The organism is Paraburkholderia sp. A1RI-2L, assembly GCF_048957375.1.
Lineage (GTDB): Bacteria > Pseudomonadota > Gammaproteobacteria > Burkholderiales > Burkholderiaceae > Paraburkholderia.
This window is the reverse complement of record NZ_JARBTA010000002.1, coordinates 412,431-429,785: the sequence shown is the minus strand read 5'-3', so window position 1 is coordinate 429,785 and position 17,355 is coordinate 412,431. Positions and strand designations below refer to the sequence as shown.

Sequence of the window (17,355 nt, the reverse complement as noted above, 5' to 3'; positions counted from 1 at the left end):
CGCAGGCGAGGCCGCTTGCGGGAAAGCCGCTTCGGCGCGGCTTCTCACGCTCGTGCAGGAGGCGGCGCGGGACAGCGCACGCCGCCCGCGCGCGAAAAGGGGTGAATCAGTAATGCAGGTTGATCGAAGGCAGGCGCGTGCTGGCCTGGCCGTTCGGGCGCACTTGCGGCGAGGTGTCGGGATTCGAGCTCATCGAGTAGCGCGTGCCGAAGTTCGAATGCACGTTGATCTCGACGGGCTTGCCCTTGTCGCGGTATTCGGTGACTTCGGTGCCGTTCGGGCTCACTTCGTGGAAGCTCGGCGTGCGCGGCACGTCGTTGATATTGACCTTCGAGGTGACGCGCGCAGCAGGCTTGTTGTTGATCGCAGCCAGATCGGGCAAGCCCGCCCGCTCGTTGGCGGACTGGGCCGACTGGGCTTCAACGGCGGTCTTCGCGTCGTCGGCTGGCGTGGCCATGGCGAACCCGCTGAACGCGAGCATTGCGGCGAAGGCGGCTAGAAGGTGCGACTTCATGGTGATTCTCCAATTCGATTGCCTGATTCTAGCAAATCCGCGTCCCGCTCCCCGCAGCGGCGGGAGGTGGCGGGGGCGCGCCGCGGCTGGCGCCGGCCGAATCTCCCGGGCGTGTGAAGGGCGTTGTCAGAATGTCGTTCTTCCGTGCTAATGTGGTTCCAAATGAACCGAGGCGAACGAACATGAACAACGAGATTCACCGGCGCAGCTTCATGATGCCCCCGCACGATTTTCCCGCCGAAGCCTTCGAGGACGCCGCCGACGCCGTCGCGCGCCTTTCCGCCATCTACGAGGCGAACACGGCCTTCCTGCGCGATGCGTTCGCACGCTACCGGCGCGGCGAGGCGTTCGACCACCGCGTGCGCGCCTGTTATCCGTTCGTGCGCGTACACACGGAAGTCAATACGCACATCGATTCGCGGCGTTCGTATGGTTTCGTCGCCGGCCCCGGCGTGTTCGAGACCACCATCACGCGCCCGGACCTGTTCGGCAACTACTATCGCGAGCAATTGCGGCTGCTTGCGAAGAACCATCATGTGTCGATCGAAGTCGGGGTCTCGGAGCAGCCCATTCCGATTCATTTCGCATTCGCCGAGGGCATCCACCTCGAAGGCGACCTGGACCGCGAGCGGCTTTTCGCCATGCGCGACATATTCGATACACCCGACCTGGCCGAACTCGACGATCGCATCGTGAACGGCACGTACGAGCCGGCGCCGGGCGAGCCGCAGCCGCTCGCGCTTTTCACGGCGCCGCGCGTGGACTTCTCGTTGCATCGTCTGAAGCACTACACGGCGACCTCGCCCACGCACGTCCAGAATTACGTGCTCTACACGAACTATCAGTTTTATATCGACGAATTCGTGAAGCTCGGCCGTGCCATGATGGCGCGCACCGACGACGCCGACCTGCGCAATTACCGCAGCGAATACACGTCGTTCGTGGAGCCGGGCGACGTGGTCACCTACAACGCGAATCTCGGCGAGCAGGACGACGAGGGCACGCCGCCCGCGCGCCTGCCGCAGATGCCCGCGTATCACCTCAAGCGCGCGGACGGCAGCGGCATCACGATGGTCAATATCGGCGTGGGGCCGTCCAACGCGAAGACCATCACGGACCACATCGCGGTGCTGCGCCCGCACGCGTGGATCATGCTCGGCCATTGCGCGGGGTTGCGCAACACGCAGCGTCTCGGCGACTATGTGCTGGCGCACGGCTATGTGCGCGAGGATCACGTGCTCGACGCCGACCTGCCGCTGTGGGTGCCGATCCCTGCGCTGGCCGAAGTGCAGGTGGCGCTCGAGCGTGCGGTCGCGCAGATCACGCAGCTCGACGGTGTGGAGCTCAAGCGCGTGATGCGCACGGGCACGGTGGCAAGCGTCGACAATCGCAACTGGGAATTGCGCGAGCATCGCGAGCCGGTGCAGCGTCTTTCGCAGAGCCGTGCGGTTGCGCTCGATATGGAGAGCGCGACGATTGCGGCGAACGGCTTTCGCTTTCGCGTGCCGTACGGCACCTTGCTATGCGTCTCCGACAAGCCGTTGCATGGCGAACTCAAGCTGCCCGGCATGGCCGATTCGTTTTATCGCGCGCAGGTGGATCAGCACTTGCAGATTGGCGTGAAGGCGATGGAAATCTTGCGTACCAACGGCCTGCACAAGCTTCATAGCCGGAAGTTGCGCAGCTTTGCCGAAGTGGCGTTTCAGTGAGGTAAATTTTGTAATCCGAACGAATGGGGCACGGCATGACTACTGCCCCAACCCCGTCAAGCCGATCAGGCTGCCCGCCGCGAGCAGCCACAGCGGATGGATTTTCGTGCGCAACGCGAGTACTGCGCACACGCCCGTGATGGCCCACGCGATCCACGTGTGATCGGACGCCCTCGATATCACCATCGCGCTCGCGGCCAGGAGTCCTGCCGTCACCGGCACGAGCCCGCGCTGCGCGCTGCGTCGCCACGGCCGGTCCTTGAAGCGGTCCCACGCGTGAAGCGCGGCCACCGTCACGAGCGAGGACGGCCCGAACTTCGCCACCGACGTCACCAGCATGCCGGCCCAGCCGGCCACATGCCAGCCCACCAGCGTCACGATCATCATGTTCGGTCCAGGCGCGGCCTGCGCGAGTGCGAAGAGCGAACTGAACTCGCTCGCGGTCATCCAGTGGTGCACGTCCACGACCTGGCGCTGCATCTCCGGCAGGATCGTGTTGCCCCCGCCGAACGCGAGCAGCGAAAGCTGGCTGAAGATTGTGGCGAGCGCAAGCAGGGTGGAGCTCATTGCGCGTCTCCCGAGCGGCGGGCGGCGCGGATCGCAACCGCGATGCCGATCGGCGTGAGCACGAGCATGGTGGGCAGCAGCGGCAGGCGCAGCAGGGCAATGGCGATGAAGCCAAGCAGCGCGATTGCGGCGGCGGCCGGGTCGCGGCGCAATGGCAGGATGATCTTCGCGGCCATGGCGATCAGCATTCCCGCCGCAGCGGCGGCGAGGCCGACGAACAGATGCCGGACGTGCGGGTCGTTTTGCGTGCGCTCGTAGAGCACGCCCAACCCGATCACGACGAGCGACGGCCCCGCGATCAGCCCGAGCAGTCCGGCCAGCGCACCGCGCCAGCCGTGAAAGCGCATGCCGAGCGCCACCGAAAGATTGATGACGTTGCCGCCGGGCAGGAATTGGCACAGTCCGAGCAGGTCGGTGAATTCCGCAGCCGAAAGCCAGCGGCGCTGCTCGACGATGGCGCGGCGCGCAAGCGGCAGTGCGCCGCCGAAGGAGGTGAGGCCAAGGCCGAGAAAACCGAGGAACAGATCGCGCACGCTGGGTGCGCCGGATGCTTCGTGGTCGGGTACGAGGTTCGCTTCGGACGGGGAAGAGGCGGGATTTCGTTTCATGCGAAGACCTGGCTGGCAAGGTCAAAGCGTAGCGCCGAACCCCTCCCGCACCAAACGATTTCTCGGCCGGGTTCTTGTGATCTAGAATCACAAGCATGGCTCGCTTCCTTCCTCCCTTCCCCGCGCTGCGTGCGTTCGAAGCCGCGGCGCGGCACAACAGTTTCACTGCCGCGGCGGCGGAGCTCCATGTGACTCATGGTGCAATCAGTCGCCAGGTGGCGGCGCTGGAGGCATGGGTGGGGGTGCAGGTGTTTCATCGGCACGGCAAGCGGGTTGCCTTGACCGAGGACGGGCGGCGCTATCTCGGGGCCGTGCAGGGCGCGTTCGAGAGCATTGCGCGCGCCACGGCGGAGCTGCGCGACACAGGCGTCGTTCACGTGCTGCGCGTGAATGCGCTGCCCACGTTTGCCATGAAGTGGCTGCTGCCGCGTCTTTCTCAGTTCCAGCGTCTGGCGCCTAACGTCGAGTTGCGCCTCGCCACATCGAACGTGCCTGTCGAGACGCTCGATGCGTTCGACGTTGCGGTGCGGCGCGGGCCGGCGAATTGGCCCGATTGCGCGAGCGGCTATTTTCTCGATGAAACGGAGTTGCCGGTGTGCAGTCCGGCGCTATTGAAGCGCTCGCCGATTCATTGCGCCGACGATCTCGCGCGCCATGTGCTGCTGCACTCGGATACGCGTCCCGATGCGTGGCGCACGTGGCTGGCCGCTGCGGGCGTGAAGGCCAAGTGCAGGAAGAAGCAGTCGTTCGACCATTTTTATCTGGCCTTGCAGGCCGCCGAGGACGGGCTTGGCGTGGCGCTCGGGCCGCTGCCACTGCTCGACGACGAGCTGGCTTCGGGGCGCCTAGTCGCGCCGCTCGCCGGCCCGCACCTCGATGCGCGCGGCTACTGGTGGGTCGCGCGGCGCGAGGTGGCGGACGTGCCCGTCGTCGCGCAGTTTTGCCGCTGGCTAGAGGAACAGGCGGAACAGGCGGAACAGGCCGAGCAGGCCAGCGTGCCGACGGGCTACATCGAACCTCAAAGGTAGAACATGCGGTCGTCGTCGGATTCCGGGCGGGCCGGATGTTCCTGCTCGGGTTCTTCGCCGCTGTCCTCGTAGAACTTCAGCACCGCTTCGAGCACCTGGTCCGGATCGTCGATCACCTGCATCAGGTCCATGTCTTCCGGATTGATGAGGCCCATCGGCACGAGCGCGGCACGGAACCACTCGAGCAGACCCTTCCAGAACTCCGCGCCCACCAGAACGATGGGCACGTGACGCGACTTCTTGGTCTGGATGAGCGTGAGCACCTCGGCCAGTTCGTCGAGTGTGCCGAAGCCGCCCGGCATTACGATCACGGCGTCCGAGTTCTTGACGAAGGTGACCTTGCGCGTGAAGAAATGGCGAAAGCGCAGCGAGATGTCCTGCCACTGGTTTCCCGATTGCTCGTGCGGCAACTCGATGTTCAGGCCCACCGAAGGCGACTTGCCGGCGTGCGCGCCCTGGTTGGCGGCTTCCATGATGCCGGGGCCGCCGCCGGAGATCACGGCGAAGCCCGCGTCCGATACTTTGCGCGCGATGGTTTTGGCGAGCTGGTAGTACGGCGAGTCCGGTTTGAGGCGGGCAGAACCGTAGATGCTGACCGCTGGCCGGATCTCGGACAGGTATTCGGTCGCCTCGATAAACTCTGCCATAATCGTGAACATTTGCCACGATGCGCGCGCCTTCTTGGCCGTTGCGCGCTCTTGATCTGCGAGTGAACGCAGACTCGGAATCACTTTTCTCTTGTCCATAATGCCTGAAGAACTTCGCGTGGAAACCAAGCTACAAACTGAGCTGGAAGGAAAGACCTTGCTGCTGGTCGATGGTTCTAGCTATCTCTATCGTGCCTTCCATGCGATGCCTGATTTGCGCGGCCCCGACGGCGAACCGACGGGCGCGCTATACGGCATCATCAACATGCTGCGTCGCATGCGCAAGGACGTTACGGCAGAGTATAGCGCGTGCGTGTTCGATGCAAAGGGCAAGACGTTTCGTGACGACTGGTATCCCGAGTACAAGGCCAACCGGCCGTCGATGCCCGAGCCGCTCGCGGCGCAAGTCGAGCCCATTCACGAAGCCGTGCGCGCGCTGGGCTGGCCGCTCCTGATGATCGAAGGCGTGGAGGCCGACGACGTGATCGGCACGCTCGCACGCGAGGCGGAACAACACGGCATGAAGGTGATTGTGTCCACCGGCGACAAGGACCTCGCGCAGCTCGTGACCGATCACGTCACGCTCATCAATACGATGACCAACGAGATGCTCGATCGCGAAGGCGTGATCGCGAAGTTTGGTGTGCCGCCGGAGCGCATCGTCGACTATCTCTCGCTGATCGGCGACACCGTGGACAATGTGCCGGGCGTGAACAAGTGCGGCCCGAAGACGGCAGTAAAGTGGCTCACGCAATATGGTTCGCTCGATGGCATCGTCGAGCATGCCGATGAAGTCAAAGGCGCCGTTGGCGGCTATCTGCGCGATGCACTCGGCTTCCTGCCGATGGCAAAAAAGCTCGTCACCGTCGAAACGTCGTGCGATCTTTCCCCGCACCTGGAGTCGATCGCGGGCTCGCTCGCCACGCGAGGCGAGGCTCGCGAGGAACTGCGCGATATCTTCGCGCGTCACGGCTTCAAGACCTGGCTGCGTGAAATCAACGAAGCCGATCAGACCGTGCCGGCTGCAACGACCGGCGACGCACCCGCGCAAGACGCGAACGTGCAGCCCGCGTTGCTCATCGACGCGCCGCGCCACTACGAAACCATCCAGACGTGGGAGCAGTTCGATGCATGGCGCGCGAAGATCGAGGCCGCGCAACTCACCGCGTTCGACACCGAGACCACCGCGCTCGATCCGATGGTTGCAAAGCTCGTCGGCATGTCGTTCTCGACCGAAGCGGGCAGCGGCGCGTACTTGCCGCTCACGCATCGCGGGCCCGACGCGCCTGAACAGTTGCCGCTCGACGAAGTGCTTGCGCGCCTGAAGCCGTGGCTCGAAAGCGTGCAGCACAAGAAGGTCGGTCAGCACATGAAGTACGACGAGCAGGTGCTCGCGAATTACGGCATAGAGCTGAACGGCGTCGAACACGACACGCTGCTCGAATCGTACGTGCTCGAATCGCATCGCACGCATGACATGGACAGCCTCGCGCTGCGCCATCTCGGCATCAAGACGATCAAGTACGAGGAGGTCGCGGGCAAGGGCGCGCAGCAGATCGGCTTCGACGAAGTGCCGCTCGAAACGGCCGCCGAATACGCGGCCGAAGACGCCGACGTCACGCTGCAACTGCACCTCGCGCTCTATCCGCAGATTGCGCCCGAGAAGGGTCTCGACTACGTGTATCGCGAGATCGAGATGCCCACCTCGCGCGTGCTGCGCAAGATGGAGCGCAATGGCGTGCTGATCGACACGGAGCGTCTGGAAAAGCAGAGCGCCGAGATTGCGGTGCGGCTCGTCGAACTCGAACAGCAGGCCTATGCGCTCGCGGGCGGCGAATTCAATCTCGGCTCGCCCAAGCAGATCGGCCAGATCTTCTTCGAGAAGCTGCAACTGCCGGTCGTGAAGAAGACGCCGAGCGGCGCGCCGTCCACCGATGAAGAAGTGCTGCAAAAGCTCGCGGAAGACTACCCGCTGCCCAAGCTGCTGCTCGAACATCGTGGCCTTGCCAAGCTCAAGTCCACGTACACTGACAAGCTGCCGCGCATGGTCAACGCGCAAACGGGCCGCGTGCACACGAACTATGCGCAGGCCGTGGCCGTGACGGGCCGGCTCGCGTCGAACGATCCAAATCTGCAGAACATTCCGGTGCGCACGGGCGAAGGCCGGCGCATTCGCGAGGCGTTCATCGCGCCGCCGGGCTGCAAAATCGTGTCCGCCGATTATTCGCAAATCGAATTGCGCATCATGGCGCATATCTCGGGCGACGAATCGCTGCTCGCGGCGTTCAAGCGCGGCGACGACATTCACCGCGCCACGGCGGCCGAAGTGTTCGGCATCACGCCGCTCGAGGTGAGCAACGATCAGCGGCGCATCGCGAAGGTCATCAATTTCGGGCTGATTTATGGCATGAGCGCGTTCGGGCTCGCGTCGAATCTCGGCATCACGCGCGACGCGGCCACGCTCTATATCGACCGCTATTTCGCGCGCTATCCGGGCGTCAAGCGCTACATGGACGAGACGCGCATGGACGCGAAATCGCGCGGCTATGTGGAGACCGTGTTCGGCCGCCGTCTGTGGCTGCCCGAGATCAACGGCGGCAACGGTCCGCGCCGCCAGGCCGCCGAGCGCGCCGCCATCAATGCGCCGATGCAGGGCACGGCCGCCGATCTCATCAAGCTCTCGATGATCGCCGTGCAGAAGTGGCTCGATCAACGCAAGATTGGCACGAAGATGATCATGCAGGTTCACGACGAACTGGTGCTCGAAGTGCCTGACGAAGAGCTCGCCGAAGTGCGCAAGTGTTTGCCGGAACTGATGTGCTCGGTAGCGAAGCTGAAGGTGCCGCTCGTGGCCGAAGTGGGTGTGGGCGCGAACTGGGAAGAAGCGCATTGAAGTACTGACTGAAGACGCGCGAGTACGCCGCTTGCGCGTCGCGTCGAACGATCGTGCGCGTCGCAGGCAGCCTGTAACTGCAGCCGAGCCGTTACGCAAGCGGTCGGTGCAGATGTCGTTAATGCGCACCGTGCGTCTTGCCGTGCTGCGCCGCATCAGCCGACAATGAGCCGACGACCGACGCCGCGCCGCAGCGAATGCGCGCCGATATCAAGTATCGGATAAGCGTCGGAGGATCTATTGCCTGACGACATGCACGGAGAGTCTATGCACCGCTTTATCGTTGTGGGAGGGGGCGCCGGAGGCCTCGAGCTGGCAACCCGGCTAGGCGACCGATACGGCGAAACGCGTGCGAAGCGCGGCAAGCCGAGAGCCTCGGTCACCCTGGTCGATCGCAATCCGACGCATATCTGGAAGCCGCTCCTGCACGAAGTGGCGGCGGGCAGCATGGATCCTTTCACGCAGGAGCTCGAGTATGCAGCGCAAGCGCGCTGGCATGGCTTCGAGTTCCAGCAGGGCGAACTGGTCGGGCTCGACCGCGCGGCGAGGCGCATTACGCTCGGCGCGGTGCAGGATGAAGACGGCGGTGAAATGCTGCCCGAGCGCGTGCTCGAATACGACACGCTCGTGCTCGCGATCGGCAGCACGACGCACTTTTTCGGCGTGCAGGGCGCGGCGGAAAACTCCATCGCGCTCGATACCGTCGCGCAGGCCGAGCGTTTTCGCAAGCGCCTCATCGCGGCGTGCATGCGCGCCGAGCATCAGGAGCCGGAGCCCGTCACGCGCGACCATGAAGGCAACGAAGTGCCGCGCGTGCAGGTTGCGATCGTCGGCGCGGGGGCGACGGGCGTCGAGCTTTCCGCCGAGTTGCGCAACACCGCTCAGGTGCTTTCGGCTTATGGCTTGCACAAGCTCGATCCGAGTCACGACGTGGGCATCGTGCTGATCGAATCGGGGCCGCGCATTCTGCCCGCTCTGGCCGAGCGCGTTTCGTCGGCTACTGCCGAACTGCTGCGCAAGCTCGGCGTGCGGATCATGACAGCCGAGCGCGTGACCGAGGTGGCGCCCGGGGTGATACGGACCGCGAGCGGCAAATCCGTGCGCGCCGACCTCACCGTCTGGGCGGCGGGCATCAAGGCGCCGGCGGTGCTTGCGCAGCTCGACGGCCTGCCCGTCAACAAGCTTGGCCAGCTGAGCGTGCGGCGCACGCTGCAAACGGAAGTCGACGACAACGTCTTCGCGCTCGGCGATTGTGCCGCATGCGAGTGGCCCGGCAACGAGCGGGGCGTGCCGCCGCGCGCGCAGGCCGCACACCAGCAGGCATCGTTCCTGTTCAAGTCGATGGGCGAGCGGCTTGCGGGGAAGCCGCTGCCCGAGTTCACCTATCGCGACTTCGGCTCGCTCGTCTCGCTCGGCCACTTCAGCGCGGTCGGCAATCTGATGGGCGGATTGATCGGCGGGAGCATGCTGATCGAAGGGCTGTTCGCCCGGTTCATGTACATGTCGTTGTACCGGCTGCATATCGCGGCGTTGCATGGCTATGCACGCATGGTGCTCGACACCCTCGCGCACTGGCTGCGGCGCACGACGCTGCCGCGCGTGAAGCTGCACTGAAGCGTTTCCCCGGGGCGTCGTGCGGGCTCGTGAGAGTGCAGCCTCTTGCGTCGTTCTTTTCGGAAGGAGCGTTGCATGCTTAAACCTGAAATCGACAGCCTCGTCCCGCACGTGCCGTTCGATCGGCGCACCTTCATCAAGGCAGCACTGGGCAGCGGCTTTGCCGCTGCGGTGCTGCCGGTCTCCGCGCAAACCATCCATACCGGCAGCGAAGGCCTCGAAGCCGGCGAAATCGCGTTCCAGTCGAACGGGACGCTGATTCCGGCGTATCGCGCTCAGCCGAAAGGCAGGACGCATCTGCCGGTGATCATCGTGATTCACGAGATTTTCGGCGTGCACGAGCATATCGCCGATGTGTGCCGGCGTTTCGCCAAGCTCGGCTATCTGGCCATTGCCCCGGATCTGTTCGAGCGCGAGGGCGATGCGTCCGTGTATCCGACCGTTCAGCAGATCGACCAGGACATTGTGAGCAAGATTGCCGATGCGCAGGTGCTCGGCGATATCGATGCGGCGCTCGTCTGGGCTGGCCAGCACGGCGGCGATCTCGAGCGCGCGGGGATCAACGGGTTCTGCTGGGGCGGCCGGTACGCGTGGCTCTATGCGGAGCACAATCCACGCGTGAAGGCGGCGGTGGCGTGGTATGGGCGCGTGGCTGGCGCGCACACCGAAAACACGCCGCAAAATCCGCTCGATCTCGCGGGCACGCTGCAGGTGCCGGTGCTCGGGCTGTACGGTCGCGAGGACAACAGCATTCCGCAGGACACGCTCGAGCAGATGAAGGCCGCGATCGCGCAGGGGCCGCAGGGCGGGCGCGGCTCGCAGTTCGTCGTGTACGACGATGCGGGCCATGCGTTCTTCGCCGATTATCGGCCGAGCTATCGCAAGGCCGATGCGGAGGACGGCTGGAAGCGCGCGCTTGCCTGGTTCAAGGATCACGGCGTCGGCTGAGGCCGGCGCCGCGGTGGGACAGGCTCAGGGGTTCGCGCCCGTGGCCACGGGCCGCGACGGATCCGAGCACCACTCGCTCCACGACCCCGCATAAAGCGCAGCGCCATGCATGCCGGCGATCTCCATCGCCAGCGCGTTATGGCAGGCGGTCACGCCCGAGCCGCATTGCAGCACCACGTGCTCGGGTGTCTTGCCCGGCAGCAGCGCGCCGAATTCGTCGCGCAGCGTATGCGCGGACTTGAAGCGGCCGTCGTCGGCGAGGTTGTCCTTGAAGAAGCGGTTGAGCGCGCCGGGGATATGGCCGCTCACCGGATCGATCGTCTCGTTCTCGCCGCGGTAGCGGTCGGCGGCGCGTGCGTCGACGACGGTGAGTTCGTGGGTGGACAGATTGCGCTCGAGGGCTTGCGCATCCACGGTCACCTGGAGGGGCGCGCCGGCTTTGAACGTGCCTTGCGCGGCGGCGGGGACGTCCTTCGAGAGCGGAAAGCCGGCAGTCTCCCAGGCTTGCAGGCCGCCATCGAGCACGGCGACCGAGTCGTGGCCGAGCCAGCGCAGCAGCCACCACAGACGCGCGGCATACATGCCGCCCTGAGCGTCATAGGCGACCACCTGTTGTCCCGCGTTGAGCCCCCAGCTCATGAGCGTCGCGACCAGCGAGGCGCGGTCGGGCAGCGGGTGGCGGCCATTCTTGCCGGTTTTCGGGCCCGAGAGGTCGCGCTCGAGGTGGAGGTAGCGCGCGCCCGGCAGATGGCCGGCGGCGTAGGCGGTTTCGCCCGCGGCGGGATTCGCGAGGTCGAAGCGGCAGTCGAAGACAAGCACGCTGCCTGGCGCTGCGGTGAGGCGCTCGTGCAGGTTGCCGGCCGAGATCAGTGTGGTGTAGTGCGTGTGGGGCATGACGGCTCCTTGAATCGTGCGTGGCCGGTGTCGCGCGAGTGCACCTGCACAGCGCGCGCAAAGTGCTGGCCCGATGCCGTCAGTCTAAACAAAAAGACGGGCCTAAGCCCGTCTTTCCGTGAAGCGTCGAATCTGCGTAGAGGGATCTGCGTGGATCTGCAAAGGCCGCAGTCAGATCGTGCCGAGCTCGCGCCGCAGGAACTCGTGGAAGTGCTGCATGCCGTCTTCCATCGGGCTCTGGTACGGGCCGACTTCCGAGACGCCGCGCTCGAACAGCGCGCGGCGGCCGGCATCCATGCGCTCGGCGATCTCGTCGTCTTCGATGGCCGTTTCCATATAGGCGGCGCGTTCGGCCTCGACGAACTCGCGCTCGAACAGCACGATTTCCTCGGGGTAATAGAACTCGACGATGTTCGTGGTCTTCTGCGTGCCCTGCGGAATGAGCCAGGAGCAGACGAGCACGTGCGGATACCACTCGATCATGAGACCCGGGTAGTACACCATCCAGATCGCGCCGAACTCGGGCGGCACGCCATTACGGAAGCGCAGGACCTCGTCGTGCCACTTGCGATAGATCGGGCTGCCCGGCTTGCCGAGATGGTTGTGCACGCCCACCGTCTGGACGCTGTACCACTCGCCGAATTCCCACTGCAGGTCGTCGCACGACACGAAGTTGCCGAGGCCCGGGTGGAACGGCACGACGTGGTAGTCCTCCAGATAGACCTCTATGAAGGTCTTCCAGTTGTAGTTGCACTCGTGGACCTCGACGTGATCGAACATGTAGTCCGTGAAGTCGAGATGTTTTGCCGGCCCAAGGCGTGAAAGGTCGCGCGCGACGTCGCGCCCGGCCGACTCGAACAGCAGGCCGTTCCACTTTTGCAGCGGTGTGCTGCTCAGGTTCAGGCAGGGTTTGTCCGCGAAATGCGGTGCGCCGAGCAGTTCGCCCTTGAGGTCGTAGGTCCAGCGATGCAGCGGACATACAATGTTGTCTGCCGTGCCGCGACCGTTTAGCATGATGGCCTGACGGTGGCGGCAGACGTTCGATAGCAGCTCGATCTCGTTGCTCTGGTTGCGAACGAGCACGCGACCCTCTTTCTCGCTGGGCAGCGCAAAATAATTCCCCGCCTCGGGCACCATCAATTCGTGGCCGACGTAGCGAGGACCTTTCTGGAAAAGCGTTTCGATCTCGCGCTTGAGAAGCGCTTCGTCAAAGTAAGCCGTGACTGGCAACTGACTGTGAACGGACTTCAGCTGCAATGCATTGCTCAGATTGGACATTCCCACTCCCGATGAAGACGTGAAAGCAGTGAACAACCCAACCATCGAAGATTCGATTTAGGGAGCCGGGCATTATATCCTGGTTGCCACTGGTGGGCTAGCTAAGTTGCTGATTTTTGCAGGAATTGCGTCAAGAGGGCGGTTGTTATGCGGTATAAACCGCGACAATGGCGCGTGGGATTTGGCCTTCCGGCACCGATTCAGGCAAGCCCCAGCCATGTGGCCGGGAAGGGACACGAACCCGCGAGCGGGGCGGCGAGGGGGCTTTTGCCGTAGAATGTCCGCCTTGTTTCATTTTGGCGACCATCCATGGCGAAATCCGCATCGAAAGACTGCGCCGCAACGGACAAGGACGCGGCAAAAAGCACGGAGCCAGGCGCGGACGGAACGGCCCAGGCCGATCTGCCGCAGAGCTACGAGGCGGGCCTCGCGGAACTCGACGAACTGGTGGCGCGCATGGAAGGCGGCAGCTTGAGCCTCGAGGAATCGCTGGCCGACTACCGCCGCGGCGCCGTGCTGGTCAGGTTCTGCCAGCAGCAGCTCGAAAAAGTTGAACAACAGGTGCGCGTGCTCGACGGCGAAACGCTGCGGCCCGTGCCCCTCAATACGACAGGCAGTTCCGCCGCTGGCGGAGACGACGATCTATGACATTTGACCAATGGACCCGGCAGGTGCTCGACCGGGTCGAAAGCGCGCTCGATCACTATTTGCCGGCTGCCGATGTGCAGCCCGCGCCGCTGCACGACGCCATGCGCTATGCCGTGCTCGGCGGCGGCAAGCGCGTGCGCCCGCTGCTGTGCCATGCCGCGGGCGAGCTGACGAACGCGGCGCCCGAGGCGCTCGACGCGGCGGCCTGCGCGCTGGAGATGATCCACGTGTATTCGCTCGTGCACGACGACATGCCCTGCATGGACGACGACGACATGCGCCGCGGCAAGCCCACCGTACACGTCAAGTATGACGAACCGACGGCGCTGCTGGTCGGCGACGCACTGCAGTCGCAAGCTTTCGTAACGCTGACGTCGGACGTATCCGACGCACGGCGCCAGGCATCGCTCGTGCGCGAACTCGCGCTGGCGAGTGGTTCGATCGGCATGGCCGGCGGCCAGGCGATCGATCTGGCGAGCGTGGGCCATGCGCTCACGCGTGCCGAACTCGAAACGATGCACCGGCTGAAAACGGGCGCGCTGCTGCGTGCCGCGGTGCGCATGGGCGCGCTGGCGGGCGAAACGCCCTCGGCGGATACGCTCGCTGCGCTCGACAAGTATGCGGCCGCCGTGGGCCTTGCGTTCCAGGTCGTGGACGATATTCTCGACGTCACGGCCGACTCGGCCACGCTGGGCAAGACCGCCGGCAAGGACGCGAAGGACGGCAAGCCGACCTACGTGTCGATCATCGGCCTCGATGCCTCGCGGGCGCTCGCGCAGCAACTGCGCGCCGATGCCCACGCGGCGCTTGAACCGTTCGGCGCGCGCGCGCAGCGCCTCGCCGAACTTGCTGATCTGGTTGTGAACCGGGTGAGCTGATTGCGCCAACCCGCCCGCGCGCATGAACGGGAAGTCATGCGCGGAGAGAAGTGCGGGAGCGCTCGATTTCCTACAATGGAACGACGATGTACGACTTGCTGAAAACCATTGACGACCCGGCGGATTTGCGCCGCCTCGATCGCCGCCAGTTGCAGCCGCTCGCCGACGAACTGCGTGCCTTCGTCCTCGACAGCGTCTCGCAGACGGGCGGCCACTTGTCGTCCAACCTCGGTACGGTCGAATTGACGATCGCGCTGCACTACGTGTTCGACACGCCGCGCGACCGCATCGTCTGGGACGTGGGCCATCAGACTTATCCGCACAAGATCCTGACGGGTCGCCGCGACCAGATGCACACGCTGCGTCAGCTCGGCGGCATCTCGGGCTTTCCGAAGCGCGACGAGTCGCCGTATGACACGTTCGGCACCGCCCACTCGAGCACCTCGATCTCGGCGGCGCTCGGCATGGCCATCGCGAGCAAGCTCAAGGGCGAGAACGCCATGGGCATCGCCGTGATCGGCGACGGTGCGATGACGGCCGGCATGGCCTTCGAGGCGATGAATAACGCGGGCGTCGAAGACGACGTGCCGCTGCTCGTCATCCTCAATGACAACGACATGTCGATTTCGCCGCCGGTGGGCGCGCTCAATCGCCATCTCGCGCGCCTGATGTCGGGCCGCTTCTATGCCGCCGCGCGCGCCGGCGTGGAGCGCGTGCTGCGTCATGCGCCGCCCGTGCTCGATCTCGCGCGCAAGCTCGAAGAGCACGCGAAGGGCATGATCGTGCCGGCCACGCTGTTCGAGGAATTCGGCTTCAACTACATCGGGCCGATCGACGGCCACGATCTCGACTCGCTGATTCCCACGCTGCAGAACATCAAGGAACTGCGCGGCCCGCAATTCCTGCATGTCGTCACGAAGAAAGGTCAGGGCTACAAGCTCGCCGAAGCCGATCCGGTCCTCTACCACGGCCCCGGCAAGTTCAATCCCGCCGAGGGCATCAAGCCGTCGACGACGCCCGCGAAGAAGACCTACACGCAGGTTTTCGGCGAATGGCTGTGCGACGCGGCGGAACTCGACGCGCGCGTGGTGGGCATCACCCCGGCCATGCGTGAAGGCTCGGGCATGGTCGAGTTCGAGAAGCGCTTCCCGGACCGCTACTACGACGTGGGCATTGCCGAGCAGCACGCGGTGACGTTCGCGGGCGGCCTCGCCGCCGAGGGCCTGAAGCCCGTTGTCGCGATCTACTCGACCTTCCTGCAGCGCGCCTACGACCAGCTGATCCACGACGTGGCGCTGCAGAACCTGCCGGTCGTGTTCGCGATCGACCGCGCGGGCCTCGTCGGCGCGGACGGCGCGACGCACGCGGGTGCGTACGACCTCGCGTTCATGCGCTGCATCCCGAACATGATGGTGATGGCCGCATCGGACGAAAACGAATGCCGCCAGATGCTCTACACGGCGCTCCAGCAGGACTGCCCGACGGCGGTGCGCTATCCGCGCGGCGCGGGCACGGGCGTCGCGACCGTCAAGCAGATGGTCGCGCTGCCGGTGGGCAAGGGCGAGATTCGCCGCGAGAGCGCAGCGCCTGCAGGCAAGCGCATCGCGATCCTCGCATTCGGCACGATGGTTGCGCCGGCATTGGCCGCTGCCGAGGAACTGGACGCCACCGTGGCGAACATGCGCTTCGTGAAGCCGCTCGACGCGGAGCTGGTGCGCCAGCTTGCCGAGACGCACGATTACCTCGTGACGGTCGAGGAAGGCTGCATCATGGGTGGCGCGGGCTCGGCCTGCGTGGAAGCCCTGCTTGAAAGTGGGGTTATCAAGCCCGTACTACAATTGGGCCTCCCCGACCGCTTCATCGACCACGGCGATCCGGCCAAGCTGCTGGCCAGCTGCGGCCTCGACGCGGCAGGGATCGCGAAGTCGATTCGCGGGCGTTTCCTCGACAAGGCCGCGAGCGTATCCGGCAAGTCGGTGATGCGCGTCGCCTGACCCGGTTTCGCGCCTCGCGGCGCGGCTGGCCTCGTAAGCACCAGGCCGGCCAGCAAGCCGCGGCAATCCACTTCAAAATTGAACCGGCGGCTGGGTGTACACCCGGCATCGCCAGCAAGCGCCGGCTCTTGCCGGCGCTTGCCATTTGCGTGCCGCAAGTTTGCCGGCGCGGCCTGAGGACAAGAACATGAATCAGATGAACCCGGCTTTCGTGATGCCGGACGTCCAGAGCTCCGTCGATACCCGTCAGATTCCGATCCAGCGCGTGGGCGTGAAGGGCGTGCGCCATCCGTTGACGGTCAAGACCGGCGCTGGCGACGTCCAGCCGAGCGTCGGCACGTGGAATCTCGATGTTCATCTGCCGGCGGACCAGAAGGGCACGCACATGTCGCGTTTCGTGGCGCTGCTCGAAGAGAACAAGGCGCCGCTCGAAGCGGCGACGTTCCGCGCGATGCTGGCCGCGATGCTCGAAAAGCTCGAATCGCAGGCCGGTCGCATCGAGGTCTCGTTCCCGTATTTCGTGAAGAAGGTTGCGCCGGTGTCGGGCGTGGAAAGTCTGCTGGACTACGAAGTGACGCTCGCCGGCGAGGTGCGCAACGGCGAGACGCGTCTCTTCCTGAAGGTGCTCGTGCCGGTGACGAGCCTGTGCCCATGCTCGAAGAAGATCTCGCAGTACGGTGCGCACAATCAGCGCTCGCATGTGACGATCGATGCCGAGCTCGCTGGCGACCTGCCGGTGGAAGATCTCATTCGCATTGCCGAAGAAGAGGCGTCGTGCGAACTCTGGGGCCTGCTCAAACGTCCGGACGAGAAGTTCGTGACGGAGCGTGCATACGAGAATCCGAAGTTCGTTGAGGATCTGGTGCGCGACGTGGCGGTGCGCCTGAACGCGGACGCGCGCGTGATGGCCTATACGCTCGAAGCCGAGAATTTCGAGTCGATTCACAATCACAGCGCGTATGCCGTGATCGAGCACGACAAGCGTTGATGCGGTAATTGAGCAAGGCAGATTGGGGCCGCTCAAGAAGCGGCCCTTATCATTTCGTTTCTGAATACGCGGTGCTGGAAAAACGGCTTGGGGTATACCCGTTTTGCCTGGTAATCCTGATGTTATTTCCTTCCGCTCTCCATCGGA

At 64.7% G+C, this 17,355-nt stretch carries 15 protein-coding genes; 9 read left to right on the top strand and 6 right to left on the bottom strand.

The features are described 5' to 3' along the window. Positions 1 to 106: 106 nt before the first annotated feature. A complete protein-coding gene (locus PWP93_RS16805; protein WP_421025968.1) occupies positions 107 to 514 on the bottom strand; it encodes a hypothetical protein in 408 nt (135 codons plus the stop codon). Between the two features lie 182 nt (positions 515 to 696). Between PWP93_RS16805 and PWP93_RS16800 the strand changes: the two genes are divergently transcribed. Continuing rightward, positions 697 to 2,223 carry an AMP nucleosidase gene (locus PWP93_RS16800; protein WP_421045199.1) on the top strand — a complete coding sequence of 509 codons (1,527 nt, stop codon included), beginning with the start codon at positions 697 to 699 and terminating at the stop codon, positions 2,221 to 2,223. 39 nt (positions 2,224 to 2,262) lie between these two features. On the opposite strand, the gene PWP93_RS16795 is transcribed toward PWP93_RS16800, so the two are convergent. Together PWP93_RS16795 and PWP93_RS16790 are read right to left on the bottom strand one after the other, a co-directional pair. Further along, the gene (locus PWP93_RS16795; RefSeq protein WP_421045198.1) at positions 2,263 to 2,790 is read right to left on the bottom strand and encodes a chromate transporter; all 528 of its coding nucleotides are present in this window, start codon (positions 2,788 to 2,790) and stop codon (positions 2,263 to 2,265) included. Beyond that, positions 2,787 to 3,398, bottom strand: coding sequence for a chromate transporter (locus tag PWP93_RS16790; RefSeq protein ID WP_421025965.1), 612 nt, complete (start codon positions 3,396 to 3,398; stop codon positions 2,787 to 2,789). The genes PWP93_RS16795 and PWP93_RS16790 overlap by 4 nt, the downstream gene beginning before the upstream one ends. A 95-nt stretch (positions 3,399 to 3,493) precedes the next feature. On the opposite strand from PWP93_RS16790, the gene PWP93_RS16785 reads away from it, so the two are divergent. Continuing rightward, entirely contained in the window at positions 3,494 to 4,426 is a 933-nt protein-coding gene (locus tag PWP93_RS16785; protein WP_421045197.1) for a transcriptional regulator GcvA, read from the top strand. On the opposite strand, the gene PWP93_RS16780 is transcribed toward PWP93_RS16785, so the two are convergent. Further along, positions 4,417 to 5,172: a TIGR00730 family Rossman fold protein gene (locus PWP93_RS16780; protein ID WP_421045196.1), complete on the bottom strand. Its 756-nt coding sequence runs from the start codon at positions 5,170 to 5,172 to the stop codon at positions 4,417 to 4,419. The two genes, PWP93_RS16785 and PWP93_RS16780, sit on opposite strands and share 10 nt — an antisense overlap. A 1-nt stretch (position 5,173) precedes the next feature. Here PWP93_RS16780 and polA point away from each other — a divergent pair, with 1 nt between their 5' ends. From polA to PWP93_RS16765, 3 genes are all read left to right on the top strand, one after another. Continuing rightward, positions 5,174 to 7,966 (top strand): DNA polymerase I, encoded by a 2,793-nt coding sequence (gene polA, locus PWP93_RS16775; protein WP_421045195.1) that lies wholly within the window; start codon positions 5,174 to 5,176, stop codon positions 7,964 to 7,966. A 267-nt stretch (positions 7,967 to 8,233) separates the two neighbouring features. Next, positions 8,234 to 9,580 carry an NAD(P)/FAD-dependent oxidoreductase gene (locus tag PWP93_RS16770; RefSeq protein ID WP_421045194.1) on the top strand — a complete coding sequence of 449 codons (1,347 nt, stop codon included), beginning with the start codon at positions 8,234 to 8,236 and terminating at the stop codon, positions 9,578 to 9,580. 75 nt (positions 9,581 to 9,655) lie between these two features. Further along, positions 9,656 to 10,528 (top strand): dienelactone hydrolase family protein, encoded by an 873-nt coding sequence (locus PWP93_RS16765; protein WP_421025961.1) that lies wholly within the window; start codon positions 9,656 to 9,658, stop codon positions 10,526 to 10,528. A gap of 24 nt (positions 10,529 to 10,552) precedes the next feature. Here the strand turns inward: PWP93_RS16765 and PWP93_RS16760 are convergent, their stop codons facing one another. Next, positions 10,553 to 11,422 (bottom strand): sulfurtransferase, encoded by an 870-nt coding sequence (locus tag PWP93_RS16760; protein WP_421025960.1) that lies wholly within the window; start codon positions 11,420 to 11,422, stop codon positions 10,553 to 10,555. Positions 11,423 to 11,593: 171 nt separating this feature from the next. After that, the gene (locus PWP93_RS16755) at positions 11,594 to 12,700 is read right to left on the bottom strand and encodes an aromatic ring-hydroxylating oxygenase subunit alpha (RefSeq protein ID WP_421045193.1); all 1,107 of its coding nucleotides are present in this window, start codon (positions 12,698 to 12,700) and stop codon (positions 11,594 to 11,596) included. Between the two features lie 309 nt (positions 12,701 to 13,009). Between PWP93_RS16755 and PWP93_RS16750 the strand changes: the two genes are divergently transcribed. From PWP93_RS16750 to folE2, 4 genes are all read left to right on the top strand, one after another. Further along, complete coding sequence (locus PWP93_RS16750; RefSeq protein ID WP_421025958.1) at positions 13,010 to 13,348, top strand: exodeoxyribonuclease VII small subunit; 339 nt, start codon at positions 13,010 to 13,012, stop codon at positions 13,346 to 13,348. Further along, positions 13,345 to 14,226 (top strand): polyprenyl synthetase family protein, encoded by an 882-nt coding sequence (locus tag PWP93_RS16745; RefSeq protein WP_421045192.1) that lies wholly within the window; start codon positions 13,345 to 13,347, stop codon positions 14,224 to 14,226. Before PWP93_RS16750 ends, PWP93_RS16745 begins: the two co-directional genes overlap by 4 nt. Positions 14,227 to 14,312: 86 nt before the next feature. Further along, positions 14,313 to 16,220, top strand: coding sequence for a 1-deoxy-D-xylulose-5-phosphate synthase (dxs, locus tag PWP93_RS16740; RefSeq protein WP_421045191.1), 1,908 nt, complete (start codon positions 14,313 to 14,315; stop codon positions 16,218 to 16,220). Between the two features lie 187 nt (positions 16,221 to 16,407). Next, complete coding sequence (gene folE2, locus PWP93_RS16735) at positions 16,408 to 17,208, top strand: GTP cyclohydrolase FolE2 (RefSeq protein WP_421025955.1); 801 nt, start codon at positions 16,408 to 16,410, stop codon at positions 17,206 to 17,208. Positions 17,209 to 17,355 lie beyond the last annotated feature (147 nt).